Origin of the sequence: Kitasatospora sp. NBC_00039 (genome assembly GCF_045160625.1) — a bacterium.
GTDB lineage: Bacteria > Actinomycetota > Actinomycetes > Streptomycetales > Streptomycetaceae > Kitasatospora.
The window spans coordinates 6,929,220-6,944,687 of the sequence record NZ_CP108289.1 but is presented as its reverse complement, the minus strand read 5'-3'; the positions used below and the strand labels follow the sequence as shown (position 1 = coordinate 6,944,687).

Annotated in this window: 16 protein-coding genes and 1 pseudogene; 5 read left to right on the top strand and 12 right to left on the bottom strand. The window is 73.8% G+C overall.

Annotation, left to right across the window (positions count from 1 at the left end; translation table 11 throughout):
- Window positions 1-165 precede the first annotated feature (165 nt).
- From OG286_RS30975 to infC, 5 genes are all read right to left on the bottom strand, one after another.
- Complete coding sequence (locus OG286_RS30975; RefSeq protein ID WP_396321744.1) at window positions 166-1,269, bottom strand: ATP-binding protein; 1,104 nt, start codon at window positions 1,267-1,269, stop codon at window positions 166-168.
- Window positions 1,270-1,320: 51 nt separating this feature from the next.
- Window positions 1,321-2,196 carry a TrmH family RNA methyltransferase gene (locus OG286_RS30970; RefSeq protein ID WP_396321745.1) on the bottom strand — a complete coding sequence of 292 codons (876 nt, stop codon included), beginning with the start codon at window positions 2,194-2,196 and terminating at the stop codon, window positions 1,321-1,323.
- A 161-nt stretch (window positions 2,197-2,357) separates the two neighbouring features.
- Complete coding sequence (gene rplT / locus OG286_RS30965) at window positions 2,358-2,753, bottom strand: 50S ribosomal protein L20 (protein ID WP_030055649.1); 396 nt, start codon at window positions 2,751-2,753, stop codon at window positions 2,358-2,360.
- Window positions 2,754-2,862: 109 nt separating this feature from the next.
- Window positions 2,863-3,057 (bottom strand): 50S ribosomal protein L35, encoded by a 195-nt coding sequence (gene rpmI / locus OG286_RS30960; RefSeq protein ID WP_148647646.1) that lies wholly within the window; start codon window positions 3,055-3,057, stop codon window positions 2,863-2,865.
- 140 nt (window positions 3,058-3,197) lie between these two features.
- Window positions 3,198-3,917 (bottom strand): translation initiation factor IF-3, encoded by a 720-nt coding sequence (infC, locus tag OG286_RS30955; RefSeq protein WP_396321819.1) that lies wholly within the window; start codon window positions 3,915-3,917, stop codon window positions 3,198-3,200.
- A 461-nt stretch (window positions 3,918-4,378) separates the two neighbouring features.
- Here infC and OG286_RS30950 point away from each other — a divergent pair, with 461 nt between their 5' ends.
- Window positions 4,379-4,756 carry a DUF1844 domain-containing protein gene (locus tag OG286_RS30950; RefSeq protein WP_209415201.1) on the top strand — a complete coding sequence of 126 codons (378 nt, stop codon included), beginning with the start codon at window positions 4,379-4,381 and terminating at the stop codon, window positions 4,754-4,756.
- Window positions 4,757-4,813: 57 nt separating this feature from the next.
- On the opposite strand, the gene OG286_RS30945 is transcribed toward OG286_RS30950, so the two are convergent.
- Window positions 4,814-5,557: an SseB family protein gene (locus tag OG286_RS30945; protein ID WP_405365922.1), complete on the bottom strand. Its 744-nt coding sequence runs from the start codon at window positions 5,555-5,557 to the stop codon at window positions 4,814-4,816.
- Between the two features lie 100 nt (window positions 5,558-5,657).
- Here OG286_RS30945 and OG286_RS30940 point away from each other — a divergent pair, with 100 nt between their 5' ends.
- The 3 genes from OG286_RS30940 to OG286_RS30930 all read left to right on the top strand — a co-directional run bounded on the left by OG286_RS30940 (window position 5,658) and on the right by OG286_RS30930 (window position 8,546).
- Window positions 5,658-6,890, top strand: coding sequence for an amino acid deaminase/aldolase (locus OG286_RS30940; RefSeq protein ID WP_396321747.1), 1,233 nt, complete (start codon window positions 5,658-5,660; stop codon window positions 6,888-6,890).
- Between the two features lie 59 nt (window positions 6,891-6,949).
- Complete coding sequence (locus OG286_RS30935; RefSeq protein ID WP_396321748.1) at window positions 6,950-7,369, top strand: hypothetical protein; 420 nt, start codon at window positions 6,950-6,952, stop codon at window positions 7,367-7,369.
- Between the two features lie 253 nt (window positions 7,370-7,622).
- Window positions 7,623-8,546, top strand: a complete 924-nt coding sequence (locus OG286_RS30930; RefSeq protein WP_396321749.1) for a lytic polysaccharide monooxygenase — start codon at window positions 7,623-7,625, stop codon at window positions 8,544-8,546.
- Between the two features lie 186 nt (window positions 8,547-8,732).
- Here the strand turns inward: OG286_RS30930 and OG286_RS30925 are convergent, their stop codons facing one another.
- From OG286_RS30925 to OG286_RS30910, 4 genes are all read right to left on the bottom strand, one after another.
- Window positions 8,733-9,884 (bottom strand): DUF2510 domain-containing protein, encoded by a 1,152-nt coding sequence (locus OG286_RS30925; protein ID WP_405365921.1) that lies wholly within the window; start codon window positions 9,882-9,884, stop codon window positions 8,733-8,735.
- 98 nt (window positions 9,885-9,982) lie between these two features.
- Entirely contained in the window at window positions 9,983-10,789 is an 807-nt protein-coding gene (locus OG286_RS30920) for a 3-oxoacyl-ACP reductase (protein ID WP_396321751.1), read from the bottom strand.
- Window positions 10,790-10,797: 8 nt separating this feature from the next.
- Complete coding sequence (locus OG286_RS30915; RefSeq protein WP_396321752.1) at window positions 10,798-12,180, bottom strand: aldehyde dehydrogenase family protein; 1,383 nt, start codon at window positions 12,178-12,180, stop codon at window positions 10,798-10,800.
- 4 nt (window positions 12,181-12,184) lie between these two features.
- On the bottom strand, window positions 12,185-13,591 hold the full coding sequence (locus OG286_RS30910; RefSeq protein WP_396321753.1) for a glutamine synthetase family protein: 1,407 nt from the start codon (window positions 13,589-13,591) through the stop codon (window positions 12,185-12,187).
- Window positions 13,592-13,746: 155 nt separating this feature from the next.
- Between OG286_RS30910 and OG286_RS30905 the strand changes: the two genes are divergently transcribed.
- The gene (locus OG286_RS30905) at window positions 13,747-14,493 is read left to right on the top strand and encodes a gamma-glutamyl-gamma-aminobutyrate hydrolase family protein (RefSeq protein ID WP_396321754.1); all 747 of its coding nucleotides are present in this window, start codon (window positions 13,747-13,749) and stop codon (window positions 14,491-14,493) included.
- A gap of 88 nt (window positions 14,494-14,581) precedes the next feature.
- On the opposite strand, the gene OG286_RS30900 is transcribed toward OG286_RS30905, so the two are convergent.
- Window positions 14,582-14,752 carry a hypothetical protein gene (locus tag OG286_RS30900; RefSeq protein ID WP_405365920.1) on the bottom strand — a complete coding sequence of 57 codons (171 nt, stop codon included), beginning with the start codon at window positions 14,750-14,752 and terminating at the stop codon, window positions 14,582-14,584.
- Between the two features lie 55 nt (window positions 14,753-14,807).
- Window positions 14,808-15,101, bottom strand: a pseudogene (locus OG286_RS30895) (GDSL-type esterase/lipase family protein); the annotation flags it as partial.
- Window positions 15,102-15,468: the final 367 nt, after the last annotated feature.

The window sequence follows — 15,468 nt, the reverse complement described above, 5'->3', positions numbered from 1 at the left end:
GGGGCCCAGCGCGTCGCCCGGCGTGGCCGGGGCACGGGCAGCCCCCGCCTCGGTTCTCGGGGAGGTTGTCCGCGGCACGGCCGCGCAGGGCGTTGCGCAACGCCAAAGGTCGAGTGTAGTCGCAGCGCGTAGCGCGACCGTCGTGAAGCCCGCCCCGGGTCCGCTTCACATCATGAAGTCGGGCACCCCGGCGGGCAGGATAAATCGGAACCGGGCGCCGCCGCCGGGCGCGCGGTCGACGCGGATCGAGCCGCCGTGGGCCTCCACGATGCCCTTGACGATGTAGAGGCCCAGGCCGGTGCCGCCGCGCTTGGAGCCGCGCCAGAAGCGGGTGAAGACGCGCGGCATCGACTCCTCGGGGATGCCGCTTCCTTCGTCGCTCACGGTGACTGCGGTGCCTTCCACGGTGCGGGGCGGGGTGCCGGAGCGCTCCCAGACAGGTGCCTCGACGACCTCCTTGGCCGGTGCCACCTCGATCGTGACAGTTCCCTCGCCGTGACGCACCGCATTTTCCAGCAGGTTGGCCAGCACCTGGTCGACCTTGTCCGGGTCGGCCCAGAGCACGGTGAGCGACTCGCTGATCCGGATGTCGAAGCGGTCCTCGGGGATGCCGGTGGCGACCTTGCGCTCCACGTGCCGGCGCACCGCCGCCGCCAGGTCGACGACCTGCTTGCGCAGCTCCAGCCGGCCTGCGTCGATCCGGGAGATGTCCAGCAGCTCGGCGATCAGCCGGGTGACCCGGTCGGCGTCCGCGTCCACGGTCTCCAGCATCAGCCGCTTCTGCCCGTCCGTGAACCGCTCCCACTTGGCGAGCAGGGTCGCGGTGAACCCCTTGACACTGGTGAGCGGTGAGCGCAGCTCGTGCGCGACGGTGGCGATCAGCTCGGCGTGGCTGCGCTCGGTGCGGCGGCGGGCCTCGGTGCCGCGCAGGGCGATCACCAGCCGCTGGAGCGGCCCCTGCGGGCCCTGCCGCACGTACCGGGCGGAGACCAGCACCTCACGGCCGCCGGGCAGCAGCAGGTTGCGCTCCGGCTGGCTGGTGCGGACGGCCAGGCCGCCGTACGGGTCGGTCAGCTGCCACCAGCGGCGGCCGTCGAGGTCCTCCAGCGGGAGGACGTCCTCCAGCGCGCTGCCGAGCGCGTCCTCCGGGCGGATGCCGGTCAGCCGGGCGGCGACCCGGTTGAAGCAGACCACCCGGCCCAGCGCGTCGGCGACCACCAGGCCGTCCGGCAGGTCGTCCGGATCGAGCTCTGGCCCGCTGCCGACCATGGGTGTCCTCCCCGATTACCCACCGTGTCTTTCCCCCCACCGAGGCAGACCCTAGCGCTCCTGGCCCTGTGCGCGACACCCTCCGGGCGAGCGCTGCGCCCGCGCGGACGCATAGAGGCAGACGGCGGCGGCCGTGGCCAGGTTGAGGCTCTCGGCGTGTCCGTGGATCGGTACGCGCACCACCTCGTCGGTGAGTGCGCGGGTCTCCTCCGGGAGCCCCCAGGCCTCGTTGCCGAACACCCACGCGCCGGGCGCGCCCAGGGTGCCCTCGTCCAGCTCCTGGTCGAGGTCGCGCTCCCCCGCGCCGTCGGCGGCGAGCACCCGCACGCCGGCCTCCCGCAGCCTGCCGACCGCCTCCTCGACCGGCACGCCGACGGCGACCGGGAGGTGGAACAGGCTGCCGACGGAGGCCCGGACGGCCTTCGGGTTGTACAGATCCACCGAGGCGTCGGTGAGCACCACGGCGTCCGCGCCGGCCGCGTCGGCGGTGCGCAGCACGGTGCCGGCGTTGCCGGGGTCACGGACGTGGGCGAGCACCGCGACCAGCTTCGGGCGGGCCTTGAGCACCTCGGCGAACGGGGTGTCGATGAAGTGGCAGAGCGCCACGATGCCCTGCGGGGTCACGGTGTCGCAGATGTCCGCGATGACCTCGTCGGTGGCGGTGAGCACCGGGACGCCCTCGGCCAGGGCAGCCTCGACGATGCCGGCGTGCCGCTCGGCGGCCTCCGGGGTGACGTACACCTCTACCACGGCGTGCTCGCCCGTGCCCGGCAGCTTCCCGAACGCGACGGCCTCGCGGACGGCCTGCGGGCCCTCGGCGAGGAAGCGGCGCTCCTTGGTGCGCTGGTTCCGCTTGGCGAGCCGGCGGGCGGCGACGACGCGCGGCGAGCGCAGGGAGGTGAGCAGGGGGGTGTCGGTGCTCGGCATGGTCTCGTCTCTGTGGCGGGGAGCCGGTGGCGTGCGGGGACCAGGGGTCCCGGGGAGTTAACGACGGGAAGGGCGGAACGACGGCGGGCGCGGAGAACGCAAAACCGGACCCGCAGGAGGTGCCTGCGGGTCCGGTCGGTGCGACTGCCGATCCAGGAGGATCAGGCGGCGTCGGCGGCGGCCTTCGGGGCGTTCACGTCGGCCGGCAGCGCCTTCTGCGCGACCTCGACCAGCGACGCGAAGGCGCCCGGGTCGTTCACCGCGAGGTCGGCCAGCATCTTGCGGTCGATCTCGACGCTGGCGGCCTTCAGGCCCTGCACGAAGCGGTTGTAGGTGATGCCGTTGGCACGGGCCGCAGCGTTGATGCGCTGGATCCACAGCTGACGGAAGTCACCCTTGCGCTTCTTGCGGTCGTTGAAGTTGTAGACCAGCGAGTGGGTGACCTGCTCCTTGGCCTTGCGGTACAGGCGCGAGCGCTGGCCACGGTAGCCGCTGGCGCGCTCCAGGATGACCCGGCGCTTCTTGTGGGCGTTGACTGCCCGCTTGACGCGTGCCACTTGATTACTCCTTGGGTTGGACCACGGACTACTTCACGCGGTCCGTCATTCGAATGGGTCGGGAAGGATCAGCTGCCCCGCTCGCGGCTCGCGCCGGGCGGGAGGGCGATCACTTGCCGAGAAGCTTCTTGATCTTCTTGGCGTCAGCGGGGGCCAGCACGACGGTCCCGGCCAGCTTGCGGGTCAGCGTCGAGGGCTTGTGCTCCAGGAGGTGGCGGCGGCCGGCGCGCTCGCGCAGCACCTTGCCAGAGCCACTGATCTTGAAGCGCTTGCTGGCGCCACTGTGCGTCTTCTGCTTCGGCATTTCGCCGTATCTCCTCGTCGGTCCGTCCACGCCCGCGCGGTGTTGGCCGCGCGGGCGTGAAGGATGGATCTGCGGTGACCGGGCGGGACGCCCCGTCACCCTTGGTGGCCGGTCTCCCGGGCCGCCCTGGCCGTGAAGGCTCAGGCGTCCTGGGAGGCCTCGGCCGGCTGCTCGACCTCGGCGGCGTCCTCGACGTCGGCCTCGTCGGCCTCCGCCTCGGCCGCGGCGTTCTCGGCCTCAAGCGCTGCGTCGTCGTCGACCGCGGCGTCGTCGGGACCGGTGGTCCGGCCCTGACGCTCGGCCTTGCGGGCGTCGGCGAGCGCGCGGGCCTCGGCCATCGCCTCGGTCTTCTTCTTGTGCGGGCCGAGAACCATGATCATGTTTCGGCCGTCCTGCTTGGCCGAGGACTCCACGAAGCCCAGGTCCTGGACGTCGTTCGCCAGCCGCTGCAGCAGTCGGAAGCCCAGCTCGGGGCGGGACTGCTCACGACCGCGGAACATGATCGTGATCTTGACCTTGTCGCCCTGCTTGAGGAACCGGACGACGTGACCCTTCTTGGTGTCATAGTCGTGCGGGTCGATCTTCGGCCGGAGCTTCATCTCCTTGATGACCGTGTGCGCCTGGTTCTTGCGCGCCTCACGGGCCTTCATGGCCGACTCGTACTTGAACTTGCCGTAGTCCATGAGCTTGCACACCGGCGGCCGGGCGGTCGCCGCGACCTCGACCAGGTCGAGGTCGTACTCCTGCGCGAGCTCCAGCGCCTTGGCAAGCGGCACGATGCCGACCTGCTCGCCGCTGGGACCGACGAGTCGCACCTCGGGGACGCGAATCCGGTCGTTGATGCGGGGCTCGGTGCTGATGGGGCCTCCTCGGTTGCACCTTCTGCGATGCGGCCGTCGGACGGCGGTCGCACGTAGTGGACTCGACCACTGGGCGGGGCTTCATTCGTGCTGCGCTGCCTGACTTGCTGGTAGGCACTGCATGCACCGCGACACGAAAAAAGCCCCGCTCGGTACAAGCGGGGCTCCACACAACCGGGGGCGGCGTCCGGTGAGGGACGCTGCGGGCGACTCGGCGCCTGGGCGCCGAACGCGGACCGGGACCCGTCGACCGTGAGGTCGACCAGGTGGGAGACTTTCGCGGTTGCCCTCTCGGGCCTCCTGGGTGGAGCCTCCACTTGCTGGCCGGGCGCCCTCAAGGGCTCCTGGCCGGTCAGTCTCGAAGCATACAGCGCGCGGGGGTCCAACGCTATTCCGCCCCTCCCCACCAGCCCTTGTACGCTCCCTCTGTACGGACACCGGCACGACGGAACGAGCCCCCCTTGAGCAGCGAGCCCACCCAGAACCCCGCCGCGGACGACGAGGCGATCGGTTTCGACGACCTCACCCGGGACATCGCCGAGGTCCCGGCCGTCGAGGTGATCACCACCGTCGCGGTGCACCTGATGAGCGCCGCCGCCGTGAAGTGCGGCCTGGCCGAGGGCGGCGAGGCCGACAAGGACCTCGACGAGGCCCGCAAGCTGATCACCGCGCTGGCCGGGCTGGTCACCGCCGGCGCCCCCGAGATCAGCAACTTCCACGCCGCCCCGCTGCGCGACGGCCTCAAGTCGCTCCAGCTGGCCTTCCGCGAGGCCTCCCTCGTCCCGGACGCGCCGGGCGCGGGCCCGGGCGAGAAGTTCACCGGGCCGGTCTACGCCTGAGCCCCCGGACACGGCGGTGCCCCCTCGGATCCCCGGCCCGAGGGGGCACCTGCGCGTTCAGCGCCGGTGGAGCGGCTCGCCCGGCAGCTCCGCGCCGGCCGGCAGCACCGCCAGGCTCAGGCCCCGGTCGAGCCGGACCCGCAGCACCGGGTCGGCGGCCACGGCCCGCCCCACCCGCTGCGCGGCCGCCTGCACGCCCGCCTGGTCCAGCGCCGGGTCGAACACCACCGCGAGCAGCCCGTCGCCGTCCTGGTAGGGCGCCAGCAGACCGCTCACCACCTGCGGCTCGGCCGCCAGCAGCGCCCGGACGGCCTCCCGCACCTCGGGGTCGGCCAGCGGCGGCAGGTACGGCCGGTTCTCGGCCAGCGCGCGCAGCCGGGCGCCGGACAGCTGGTACGTCACCGGGCCGGCCGGGTCGACCAGCAGGGTGTCGGCCCGCTCCGAGAAGGCGACCATCGCCGCCTGCGGCGCGGCGACCGGCGCCGGGCGGGCATCGGCGCGCCAGCGGGTCATCGTCTCCAGCGAGGTGAAGGCCGGCAGGGCGCGGCGGCCGTCGGCGGCCTCCACCACCGGGACGGCCATGTCGCTGGTCTTCTCGTGCCTGTGCCCGTGCTCGTCCACCTCCACCTCGCCGAGGACGGCGACGATCGGGACCATCAGGCGGGTCGGCGCCAGCGCCGCGAGCAGCTCCGGTTCGGCCGTGCGGTCCTGCGACCAGCGCGCGAGCGCCGCGGCGAGCGCGGGGTCGGCGGTGCCGTCGTCGTCGGCGAATCCTGGGTTCGGGATGTTCTTGCGGTCCACCCGGCCGACCCTATGCCACCTCACACCCGCCACCCGCCCCCGGCAATCGGGTACGTCGCGCCCCTACCCGTCGGTAGTGGGGGTGTGGCAAGGTGCGGCCATGGCCACGCTCGAAGCTGCTGCCCGTACCGTGCCCGCCCCCTCACCGGCGGCCGACCGCGCCCGGTACGACCGGGCCACCGCCCACCTCGACGGCCCGGTGGCCGTCGTCGACCTGGCGGCCTTCGACGCCAACGCCGCCGACCTGGTGCGCCGCGCGGCGGGCAAGCCGGTCCGGGTGGCCAGCAAGTCGGTGCGGTGCCGGGCCCTGCTGGAGCGGGTGCTGGCCACGGACGGCTTCGCCGGGGTGATGAGCTACACCCTCGCCGAGTCGCTCTGGCTGGCCCGCTCCGGACTGCGCGACATCCTGCTCGCCTACCCCTCCGCCGACCGGGCCGGCTTCGCCGAGCTGACCACCGACCCGGAGCTGGCCGCCTCCGTCACCGTGCTGCTGGACGACCCGGCCCAGCTGGACCTGATCGACGCGGCCCGGGGCGGCTCCGCCGAGGTGCGGGTCTGCCTGGAGCTGGACACCGCGCTGCACCTGTTCGGCGGGCGGGTGCGGGTCGGCGCCCGGCGCTCGCCGCTGCGCACACCCGACGCCCTGGGCGCCTTCGCCGAACTGGTCCAGCGCCGCCGGGGGTTCCGGGTGGTCGGGCTGATGGCGTACGAGGGGCACATCGCCGGTGTCGCGGACGACGTGCCGGGCAAGCCGGTGCGGTCGCGGATGATCCGGCTGCTGCAGGCCAAGGCGCGGACCGAGCTGGCCGAGCGCCGCGCCGAGACGGTCCGGCGGCTGCGGCGGGTGGCCGAGCTGGAGTTCGTCAACGGCGGCGGCACCGGCAGCGTCGAGTCGACCGTCGCCGAGCGGGCGGTCACCGAGGTGGCGGCCGGCTCCGGGCTGTACGTGCCGCAGCTGTTCGACCACTACCGCTCGTTCCGGGGCCGGCCGGCCGCACTGTTCGGCCAGCCCGTGGTGCGCCGGCCCGGCGTCGGCGTGGTGACGGTGCTCGGCGGCGGCTACCCGGCCTCCGGCGTGGCCGGCCCGGACCGCTCGCCGGTCCCGTACCTGCCGCAGGGGCTGCGCTACGACCCGATGGAGGGCGCCGGCGAGGTGCAGACCCCGCTGCTCGGTTCGGCCGCCGACGACCTGCTGATCGGCGACCGGGTCTGGTTCCGGCACGCCAAGGCGGGCGAGCTGTGCGAGCGCTTCGCCGAACTGCACCTGATCGAGGGCGACGCGGTGGTGCGGACCGTCCCGACCTACCGGGGCGAGGCGAAGACGTTCCTCTGACCCGCCGTCCGCCCGTGCCCTACCGTGGTGCGTACACCACGAGGCCATACGGAGGCGGCATGGAAGCCGAGATCGTGCAGCTGGCGACGTCGGGGGCGACCACGCTGGTGGGGCTGATGGCCACCGAGGCCTGGACGCAGGCCCGTTCACGCCTGGCGGCGCTGTTCGGACGGGGCCGGGACGCCGAGGAGGTCGCCGCCGAACTGGAGGAGATCCGGATCGAGGTGGTGCAGGCCGAGGGCGAGGCCGAGCTGGTCGCCGACTGCACCGCCGAGCTGCGCGGCCGGCTCCGCCGCCTGCTGCGGGATCCCGGGGCGGCGGCCGAACTCCGGTCGATCCTGGACGAGTTCACGCCGCAGCTGCCCGCGCAGGCGCAGGTCACCGTGCACAACGAGATCAGCGGCGGGACACAGGGCAACGTGATGCTGGGGTACACGGTGAACGCGACCCTCCACCAGCACGGCCGGCCACAGGGCTGACCCCTGCCCGCACCCTTTCCCGAACCTTAAGAAGGCCCGATGGGATGCCTAACTCAGGCTTCCCATCGGGCCTTTGTGCTGGACGTACGGCTACAGTCCGTCAAAAAGTGCACCACAACGGGCTATTGCCAGTTGGTCTAGTCCAATCATACGCTCTGGCCGGGGCCCGCGCGCCGGGTCGGCGGCCCCCCCGGGCAGGCGTGTCCATCCCCCACACGGTCGACCCGGAACACGGTCAAGGAGTCCCCACCCCATGTCCATCAAGCGAAGTGCCCTGCCCGTCGGCGTGATAGGCGCCGCGGTCCTCGCCGTGTCGGCCACCGCCACCGGCACCGCAAGCGCTCACGGCACGATGACCGGCCCGGTCAGCCGGGTCGCCGCCTGCTACGCCGAAGGCCCGGAGACCCCCAAGTCCCAGATCTGCAAGGACCTCGTGGCGATGAGCGGCACCCAGCCGCTGTACGACTGGAACGAGGTCAACATCGCCAACGCGGACGGCCACCACCAGGCGCTGATCCCGGACGGCAAGCTCTGCTCGGCCAACCGGGACAAGTACAAGGCACTGGACCTGCCGCGGGCCGACTGGCCCGCCACCCCGGTGAGTTCCGGCAGGCTCGACCTCAAGTTCCGCGTCACCGCGCCGCACCTCGGCACCCAGACCGTCTACATCACCAAGCAGAGCTGGGACCCGACCCAGCCCCTGAAGTGGTCCGACCTCGACCCGGCCCCGGTCGCGGTGGTGCCGACCAGCAGGACCGCGGCGGACGGCTACTACAGCTACAGCGGCACGCTGCCGCAGCGCACCGGCCGCCAGCTGCTCTACATGGTCTGGCAGCGCAGCGACAGCCCCGAGGCCTTCTACAGCTGCTCCGACGTCGACTTCGGCAAGGCCGCCGCAGCCGCCGGGCAGCCGGTCCAGGCCCTGGCCGCGCAGGCGCCGCCCGCGCCGAGCGAGGAGCAGATCGCCGCGGGCCAGTCCAAGTCCACCGTCGCCCACCACGGACACGGCGGCAACGCCAACGAGCCGGCCGGCGCCGTCGTTCCGACCGCCAGCGCCGCCGTCGGCGGCTCGGCCACCGGCCCGCTGCTGCTCGCAGGGGCCGCGGCGATCGGCGTCGGCTGGGCCGGCATGGTGCTCCGGCGCCGTCGCTTCGAGGCTGTTCGACGCGACTCCTGACCGCCGGAGGCCGGCCCCGGACCGCCCGTCAACCCCCGTACGGTCCGGGGCCGGCGACCCACCCTCGTGGCGGTCCGCCCCGTGCCGGCTGAACGCGGCGCGGACCGGAGAGCCGGCGAGCCGGACACGACGGCGGCCCGCCCGGAGGTTCCGGGTGGGCCGCCGTGCGTGAGCGGAGCAGCGCGGTCAGGTGGTACCGGTGCCGGTCCCGTCGTCCGGGCCGGCGCCGCCGCCCGGGAAGGCCGGCACCTTGCCGGTGTAGTCGGCGATGCCCTTGACGATGGTGTCCATCACGGCGACGTCTGGTGCCTTGTCGGCGATGTCGAAGCCCAGGTGGACGGAGACCAGTGACTTCCCGTCGGCCGACGGGAAGACCACGGTCTCCACGTAGCCGTCGTTGCCCTTGGCCGCGTCGACCTTCCAGCGGACCAGGTAGCCGTCCCTGCCGACGACCTTGACCGCCTCCGACTTCATCTCCTCGTGGGAGTTGACGTCGTTGTACGAGTCCTTGGCCGCCTTCTCGATGTCGGCCTTGGCCGCCGCCTGGACGTCGGTGCCGCCCCCGCTGATGCGGCCGGTGTTGGCGCCGCCGAGCGAGCAGGTTCCGCCGCCCTCGCAGGTGTACGAGCCCACGCTCAGAGCGGCGTAGCCGTCCTTGGTGGTGCCGCCCTCCCAGCCGGCGGGGACGGGCAGGGTGACCCGGTTCACCAGGTCGGCGGCGGTGCCGCTGCCCTTGCCGTTCCCCTTGCCGTTCCCGCCGCCGCCGTTCCCGTTGTTGCCCTTGCCGTTCCCGTTGTTGCCGTTCCCGCCGCCCTTGCCGTCCCCGCTGCCGCCGCCGTTGCTCCCGCCGTTGCCGTCGGGGCCGCTGAAGTCGGGCAGGCCGCCCCAGGGGCCGTCCTGGCCGTACGGCGCCGGCCTCGCGGTGCGGTGCGAGGCCTGCTTCCCGCCGTGGTCGTCCATCACCAGACAGGTGATGCCGGAGCCGGCGGCCAGCCCGAGCAGCGCGGCCACGGCCGTCGCGAGGACCAGCTTGGACGGCCTGCGCGGACGCTTCGGCGCCGGCGGCACGGGCGCGCCGTAGGCGGTGGCGAAGGGGGGCGGCTCGGGGTAGCGGACGCTCGGCCCGCTCCCCAGCACCTCCCCCTCCAGCACCCGGGTCTCGGCGGTCTCGTCCGGCCCCGGAGCCTGCGCCGCCGGGGGCTCCGGCGGCGGGGCGTCCGAGGGTGCGGGCCGGGTGCTGGCCGTCCAGCCCGTGCCGTCCCACCAGCGCTGCGGCCGCGGATCGCTGGTGATGTCCTTCGGGTCCGGGTACCACCCGGCGGGGATCTGCTCACTCACGACAGAGAATCTAAAGGCAGCCGGATAAACGCGATATCAGTGTGACCGCGAATTCCCGGCATTTTCGATGAGATTCCGGTGAGAACTCCGGGAGCGGTCTACAGCGGTGTGACGTACGCCCCGGAGATACCGCCGTCGACCAGGAACTCGCTCGCCGTGATGAAGGAGGAGTCGTCGCTGGCCAGGAATGCGACCGCGGCGGCGATCTCCTCCGGGCGGGCGAAGCGGCCGAGCGGGATGTGCACCAGCCGGCGGGCCGCCCGTTCCGGGTCCTTCGCGAAGAGCTCCCGCAGCAGCGGGGTGTCCACCGGGCCGGGCGAGAGCGCGTTGACCCGGATGCCCTCGCGGGCGAACTGCACGCCCAGCTCGCGCGACATCGCCAGCACCCCGCCCTTGGAGGCGGTGTAGGAGATCTGCGAGGTGGCCGCGCCCATCCGGGCCACGAAGCTGGCGGTGTTGATGATCGAGCCGCGCCCGTGCCTCCGCATGTACGGCAGCGCCGCCTTGCAGCAGAGGTAGACGGAGGTCAGGTTGACCTCCTGGACCTTGCGCCAGGCGTCCAGCCCGGTGGTCAGGATGGAGTCGTCCTCCGGCGGCGAGATGCCCGCGTTGTTGAAGGCGACGTCCACGCTGCCGTACGTCTCGTAGGCCTCGTCGAAGAGCGCCTCGACCATGTACGGGTCGGTGACGTCGGTGTGCACGAAGAGGCCGCCGACCTCCTTGGCGGCCGCCTTGCCGGCCGGCTCGTCGAGGTCGGCGCAGACCACCTTCGCGCCCTCCGCGGCGAGCCGGCGGGCGGCGGCCAGGCCGATGCCGCTGCCCGCGCCGGTGATCACGGCGGTGCGGTCGGCCAGGCGGCGGCAGACCGGGCCGGCCTGCTCCGGCTTCGGGGCCTTCTCGGTCATGCCGGCTCCTACTCCTCGCTCTGGATGAAGACGTTCTTGGTCTCGGTGAAGTGCCTCAGCGCGTCCGGCCCCAGCTCGCGGCCGATCCCGGACTCGCCGAAGCCCCCGAACGGCGTCCAGTACCGCACCGAGGAGTGCGAGTTGACCGACAGGTTGCCCGCCGCGACGCCCCGGGCCAGCCGCAGCGCCCGGCCGAGGTCGCGGGTCCAGATGGAGCCGGAGAGGCCGTAGCGGGTGGCGTTGGCCAGGCGCAGGGCGTCCGCCTCGCCGTCGAAGGGCAGCACCACGGCGACCGGGCCGAAGATCTCCTCCGTGACGACCGGGGCGTCGGGCTCCGCGGGCGCCAGCACCGTCGGCGGGTACCAGAAGCCGGGCCCGCCGGGCACCGTGCCGCGGGCCAGCACCGGCAGGTCGGGGGTGACGTAGGAGGCGACCCGGCGGACCTGGGCGGCGGAGATCAGCGGGCCGAGCTCGGTCCGGGGATCGGCCGGATCGCCGGTGCGGACGGCCTCGACCGCGGGCAGCAGGTGGGCCAGGAAGTCGTCGTAGGCCTCGCGCTGGACCAGGATCCGGCTGCGCGCGCAGCAGTCCTGGCCGCTGTTGTCGAGGAAGGACATCGGGTCGGCGGCGCGGGCGAGGTCGGCGTCGGCGAAGACGATGTTGGGGCTCTTGCCGCCGAGTTCGAGGGTGACCCGCTTGGCGCGGGCGGCGCAGCGGGCGGCGACCTCCTTGCCGACCACGGTGGAGCCGGTGAAGACGATCTTGCGGACGGCGGGGTGGTCGACCAGGGCCCGGCCGGTGGTGCCGCCGGCGCCGGGGACGACCTGGAACACGCCTTCGGGCAGCCCTGCGGCGAGGGCGAGTTCGGCCAGCCGCAGGGCGGTGAGCGGGGTGGCCTCGGCGGGTTTGAGCAGTACCGCGTTGCCCGCCGCGAGGGCGGGGGCGAAGCCCCAGGCGGCGACCGGCATCGGGAAGTTCCACGGGGCGATCACGCCCACCACGCCGACCGGTTCGTGGAAGGTGACGTCCAGGCCCCCGGCCACCGGGATCTGCCGGCCGGTCAGCCGTTCCACTCCCCCGGCGGCGTACTCCAGCAGGTCGCGGACGTTGCCGGCCTCCCAGCGGGCGTTGCCGACGGTGTGGCCGGCCTCGGTCACCTCCAGGGTGGCCAGCTCGTGCACGTGCGCGTCGACCTGGTCGGCGAACCGCCGCAGCAGCCGGGCCCGTTCTCCGGGGGCGAGGGCGGCCCAGCCCTGCTGGGCCTTGACCGCGCGCTGGACGGCGGCGTCGAGCCGCTCGGGGGTGGTGTCGGGGACGTCGGCGATCGGCTCGCCGGTGGCGGGGTTGCGGACGGTGCTGGTGGCGGGCTCGCCGCTGCCGGTCGGGTTCACGTGCTCACATCCGCTCGAAGGATCGGTAGCGCTCCCAGTCGGTGACGGCGCCGTCGTAGGCGGCCTGCTCGACCCGGGCCATGTGCAGGTAGTGCTCGGCCACGTCGGGACCGAAGGCGTCCCGGGCCAGCTCGCTCTCCGCCCAGAGGTCGGCGGCCTCGCGCAGGGAGCCGGGCACCCGGGCGTAGTCGTCGACGGAGTAGGCGCTGCCGAGGCAGGGCGCGGGCAGGTCGAGCTTCTGCTCGAGGCCGTGCAGGCCGGCGGCGATCATTCCGGCCACCGCGAGGTACGGGTTGACGTCGCCGCCGGGCACGCGGTTCTCCATCCGCAGGCCCGGACCGCGCCCCACCACCCGGTACGCACAGGTGCGGTTGTCCCGGCCCCAGGCGACGGCGGTCGGGGCGAACGAGCCGGGGCGGTACCGCTTGTAGGAGTTGATGTTGGGCGCGTAGAGCAGGCTGAACTCGCGCAGCGCGGTGAGCTGCCCGGCGAGGAAGTGCCGCATGGTGTCCGTCATCCGCCCGTCGCGGTCGGCGAAGGCCGGGGTGCCGCCCGGGCCGGCCGAGGAGTCCCGCAGGTCGCGCAGCGAGAGGTGGATGTGGCAGCTGTTGCCCTCGCGCTCGTTGTACTTGGCCATGAAGGTGAGCGCGCAGCCCTGTTGGGCGGCGATCTCCTTGGCGCCCGTCTTGTAGACGCTGTGCTGGTCGCAGGTGGTGAGGGCGTCGGCGTAGCGGAAGGCGATCTCGTGCTGGCCGAGGTTGGCCTCGCCCTTGGCGGACTCCACGACGAGGCCGGCGCCGGCCATCTCGACCCGGATCCGGGAGAGCAGCGGCTCGACCCGCGCCGTGCCGAGCATGGAGTAGTCGACGTTGTACTGGTTGGCCGGGGTCAGGCCGCGGTAGCCGCCCAGCCAGGCCTGCTCGTAGGTGTCGCGGAAGACCAGGAACTCCAGCTCCGTGCCGATGTCGGCGGCCAGCCCGTACTCGGCCAGCCGCTCGATCTGGCGGCGCAGCAGCTGCCGCGGCGCGGCGTCGACCGGGCGGCCGCCGTGGCGGGCGAGGTCGGCGGTGGCCTGTGCGGTGCCGGGCTGCCACGGAGTGAGCCGGAGGGTGGAGAGGTCGGGGCGCATCGCGAAGTCGCCGTAGCCGGTCTCCCAGGAGGAGAGGGCGTAGCCGTCGACGGTGTTGAGGTCGACGTCGACGGCGAGCAGGTAGTCGCAGGCCTCGGCGCCGTGCTCGGCGACCTCGTCGAGGAAGAACCGGGCGGCGAAGCGCTTGCCCTGCAACCGGCCCTGCATGTCGGTGAAGGCGAGCGCGACGGTGTGGATCTCGCCGGCGTCGACCAGCGTGCGCAGCTCCTCCAGGGTGAGCGGCGCGCGCCGGGGCGCGCCCTCGGCGGCGTTGTCGGGCATGCGGGAAACCTCCTGTTCGATCACTCAGCGAGAGCGTGCGGTCACAGCGAACCGTACGGCCTGCCACGGACGGGGCGGAAGAGGGCGGGCGGGTGTGGCGCGCCGAGAGTCCGGATTGACGGGTTATCAGGAGTGACGGGAGGAGAATGCGCGCCATGGATCGCAGGCCTTTCATCGGCGTCAGCACCTATCTGGTGGACGCGAGTTGGAGCGACTGGCGGAACCGCCGGGTGGCGCTGGTGCCCGAGCGGTACACCGCGTACGTACGGGACTCGGGCGGGGTCGCGGTGCTGCTGCCGCCGGACGCCCCCGATCGCGCGCCGGAGGTGCTCGCCCGGCTGGACGCCCTCGTCATCGCGGGCGGGCCGGACATCGACCCCGCGTACTACGGGCAGCCGCGGCACCCCCTGACCGACGTGGACTCGCCGGAGCGCGACGTCTGGGAGTCGGCGCTGCTCCGGGCGGCGCTGGCGGCCGGCATGCCGCTGCTGGGGATCTGCCGGGGCATGCAGGTGCTGAACGTGGTCTGCGGCGGCACGCTCGTCCAGCACCTGCCGGACGTGGTCTGCCCGGACGTCCACGCCGGCTCGCCCGGCAGGTACGGCGAGCACAAGGTCCGGCCGGTGCCCGGCACGCTCCTCGGCGGGCTGCTGCCGGAGAGCGAACTGACCGTGCCGACCTTCCACCACCAGGCCGTCGACCGGCTCGGCGACGGCCTGCGGGTGAGCGCGCACGCGCCCGACGGCACCGTGGAGGCGCTGGAGGGGCCGGGGTTCACGCTGGGTGTGCAGTGGCACCCCGAACAGGGCGAGGACCTGCGGGTGATGCAGGCCCTCGTCCGGGCGGCGACGGCGGCCCGCACGGTGCCGCTGGAGGCGGTCGGCGCGGTCGCGCTGGGCTGACGGGGTCGCGGCGGCCTTCCGCCGCGCGGTGCCCGGTGCCCCTGGCGGGGGCGTCGCGTGCCGGCGGGCGACGGCGGCGTGATGCCGCTCAGGCGGTGACGGGGTCGGTACGGCCCAGTCGGCGGGCCGCCGTCACCAGGCTGGGGAGCATCCGGGCGGCGTGTTCGGCGTAGCCCTGCGGCGAGGGGTGGACGCCGTCGGGGCCGAGGAGTTCGTCGGCGCGGTCGCGGAACTCGGCGCCGGAGGACGGTGCCGGCACCGCGCCCGTCCGCTCGGCGGCGCGGCTCTGCAGCCGGGCCAGCCGACGGGACCTCCGGGTGCCCGCCCAGCGCCCGCAGCAGGTGCGCGAACCGGCGGGCAGAGCGGCCCAGCGGCAGCGGGAGCAGGACGTCGTTGCCGCCGACGATCAGGACCGCGATCCCGGGGCTGAGCCGCGCCGTCCGGGCCACCTGGCGCCGGACGTCCGTCGTGGTGGCGCCCACCCGGGCGAGGACACGCAGGTCCACCGGCCGGTCGAGGTGCTCGCCGAGCCCCTGGGCGAGCCGGGCGCCGAGGGTCTCCTCGCGGCGGCTGGCGCCGAGGCTCTGGGCGAGCGAGTCGCCGAGCATCAGGAGGGTGAGCGGCCTGTCGTCGGCGGGCGCGGTGGGCGCGTACCGGCCATCGGCGCGCGGGACGGACCAGTCGGTGGGCGGGCGGTGCATCAGCAGGCGGCTGTAGAGCCGGGCGGCGGCGAGCCGGGCCCGGCCGAGCGGGCCGCCGGGGCGGCGCGGGCGGGCGTCGCCGGTGGCACGGGCCGCGGGAGGGGCGGTCGGGGCGGAACCGGTGGGCATGGCGGTACTCCAGGTCGGGGGCGGGAGAGCAGGCGTGGACGGCGGGCGGGAGCGACGGCCGCCCCGCGGCCGGGCACGGGCCCTCCGCGGGGCGACGGGTCGGCCGGCTGACACGGGTAGCGGCCACCGGCTGGTGGCCCGGCGG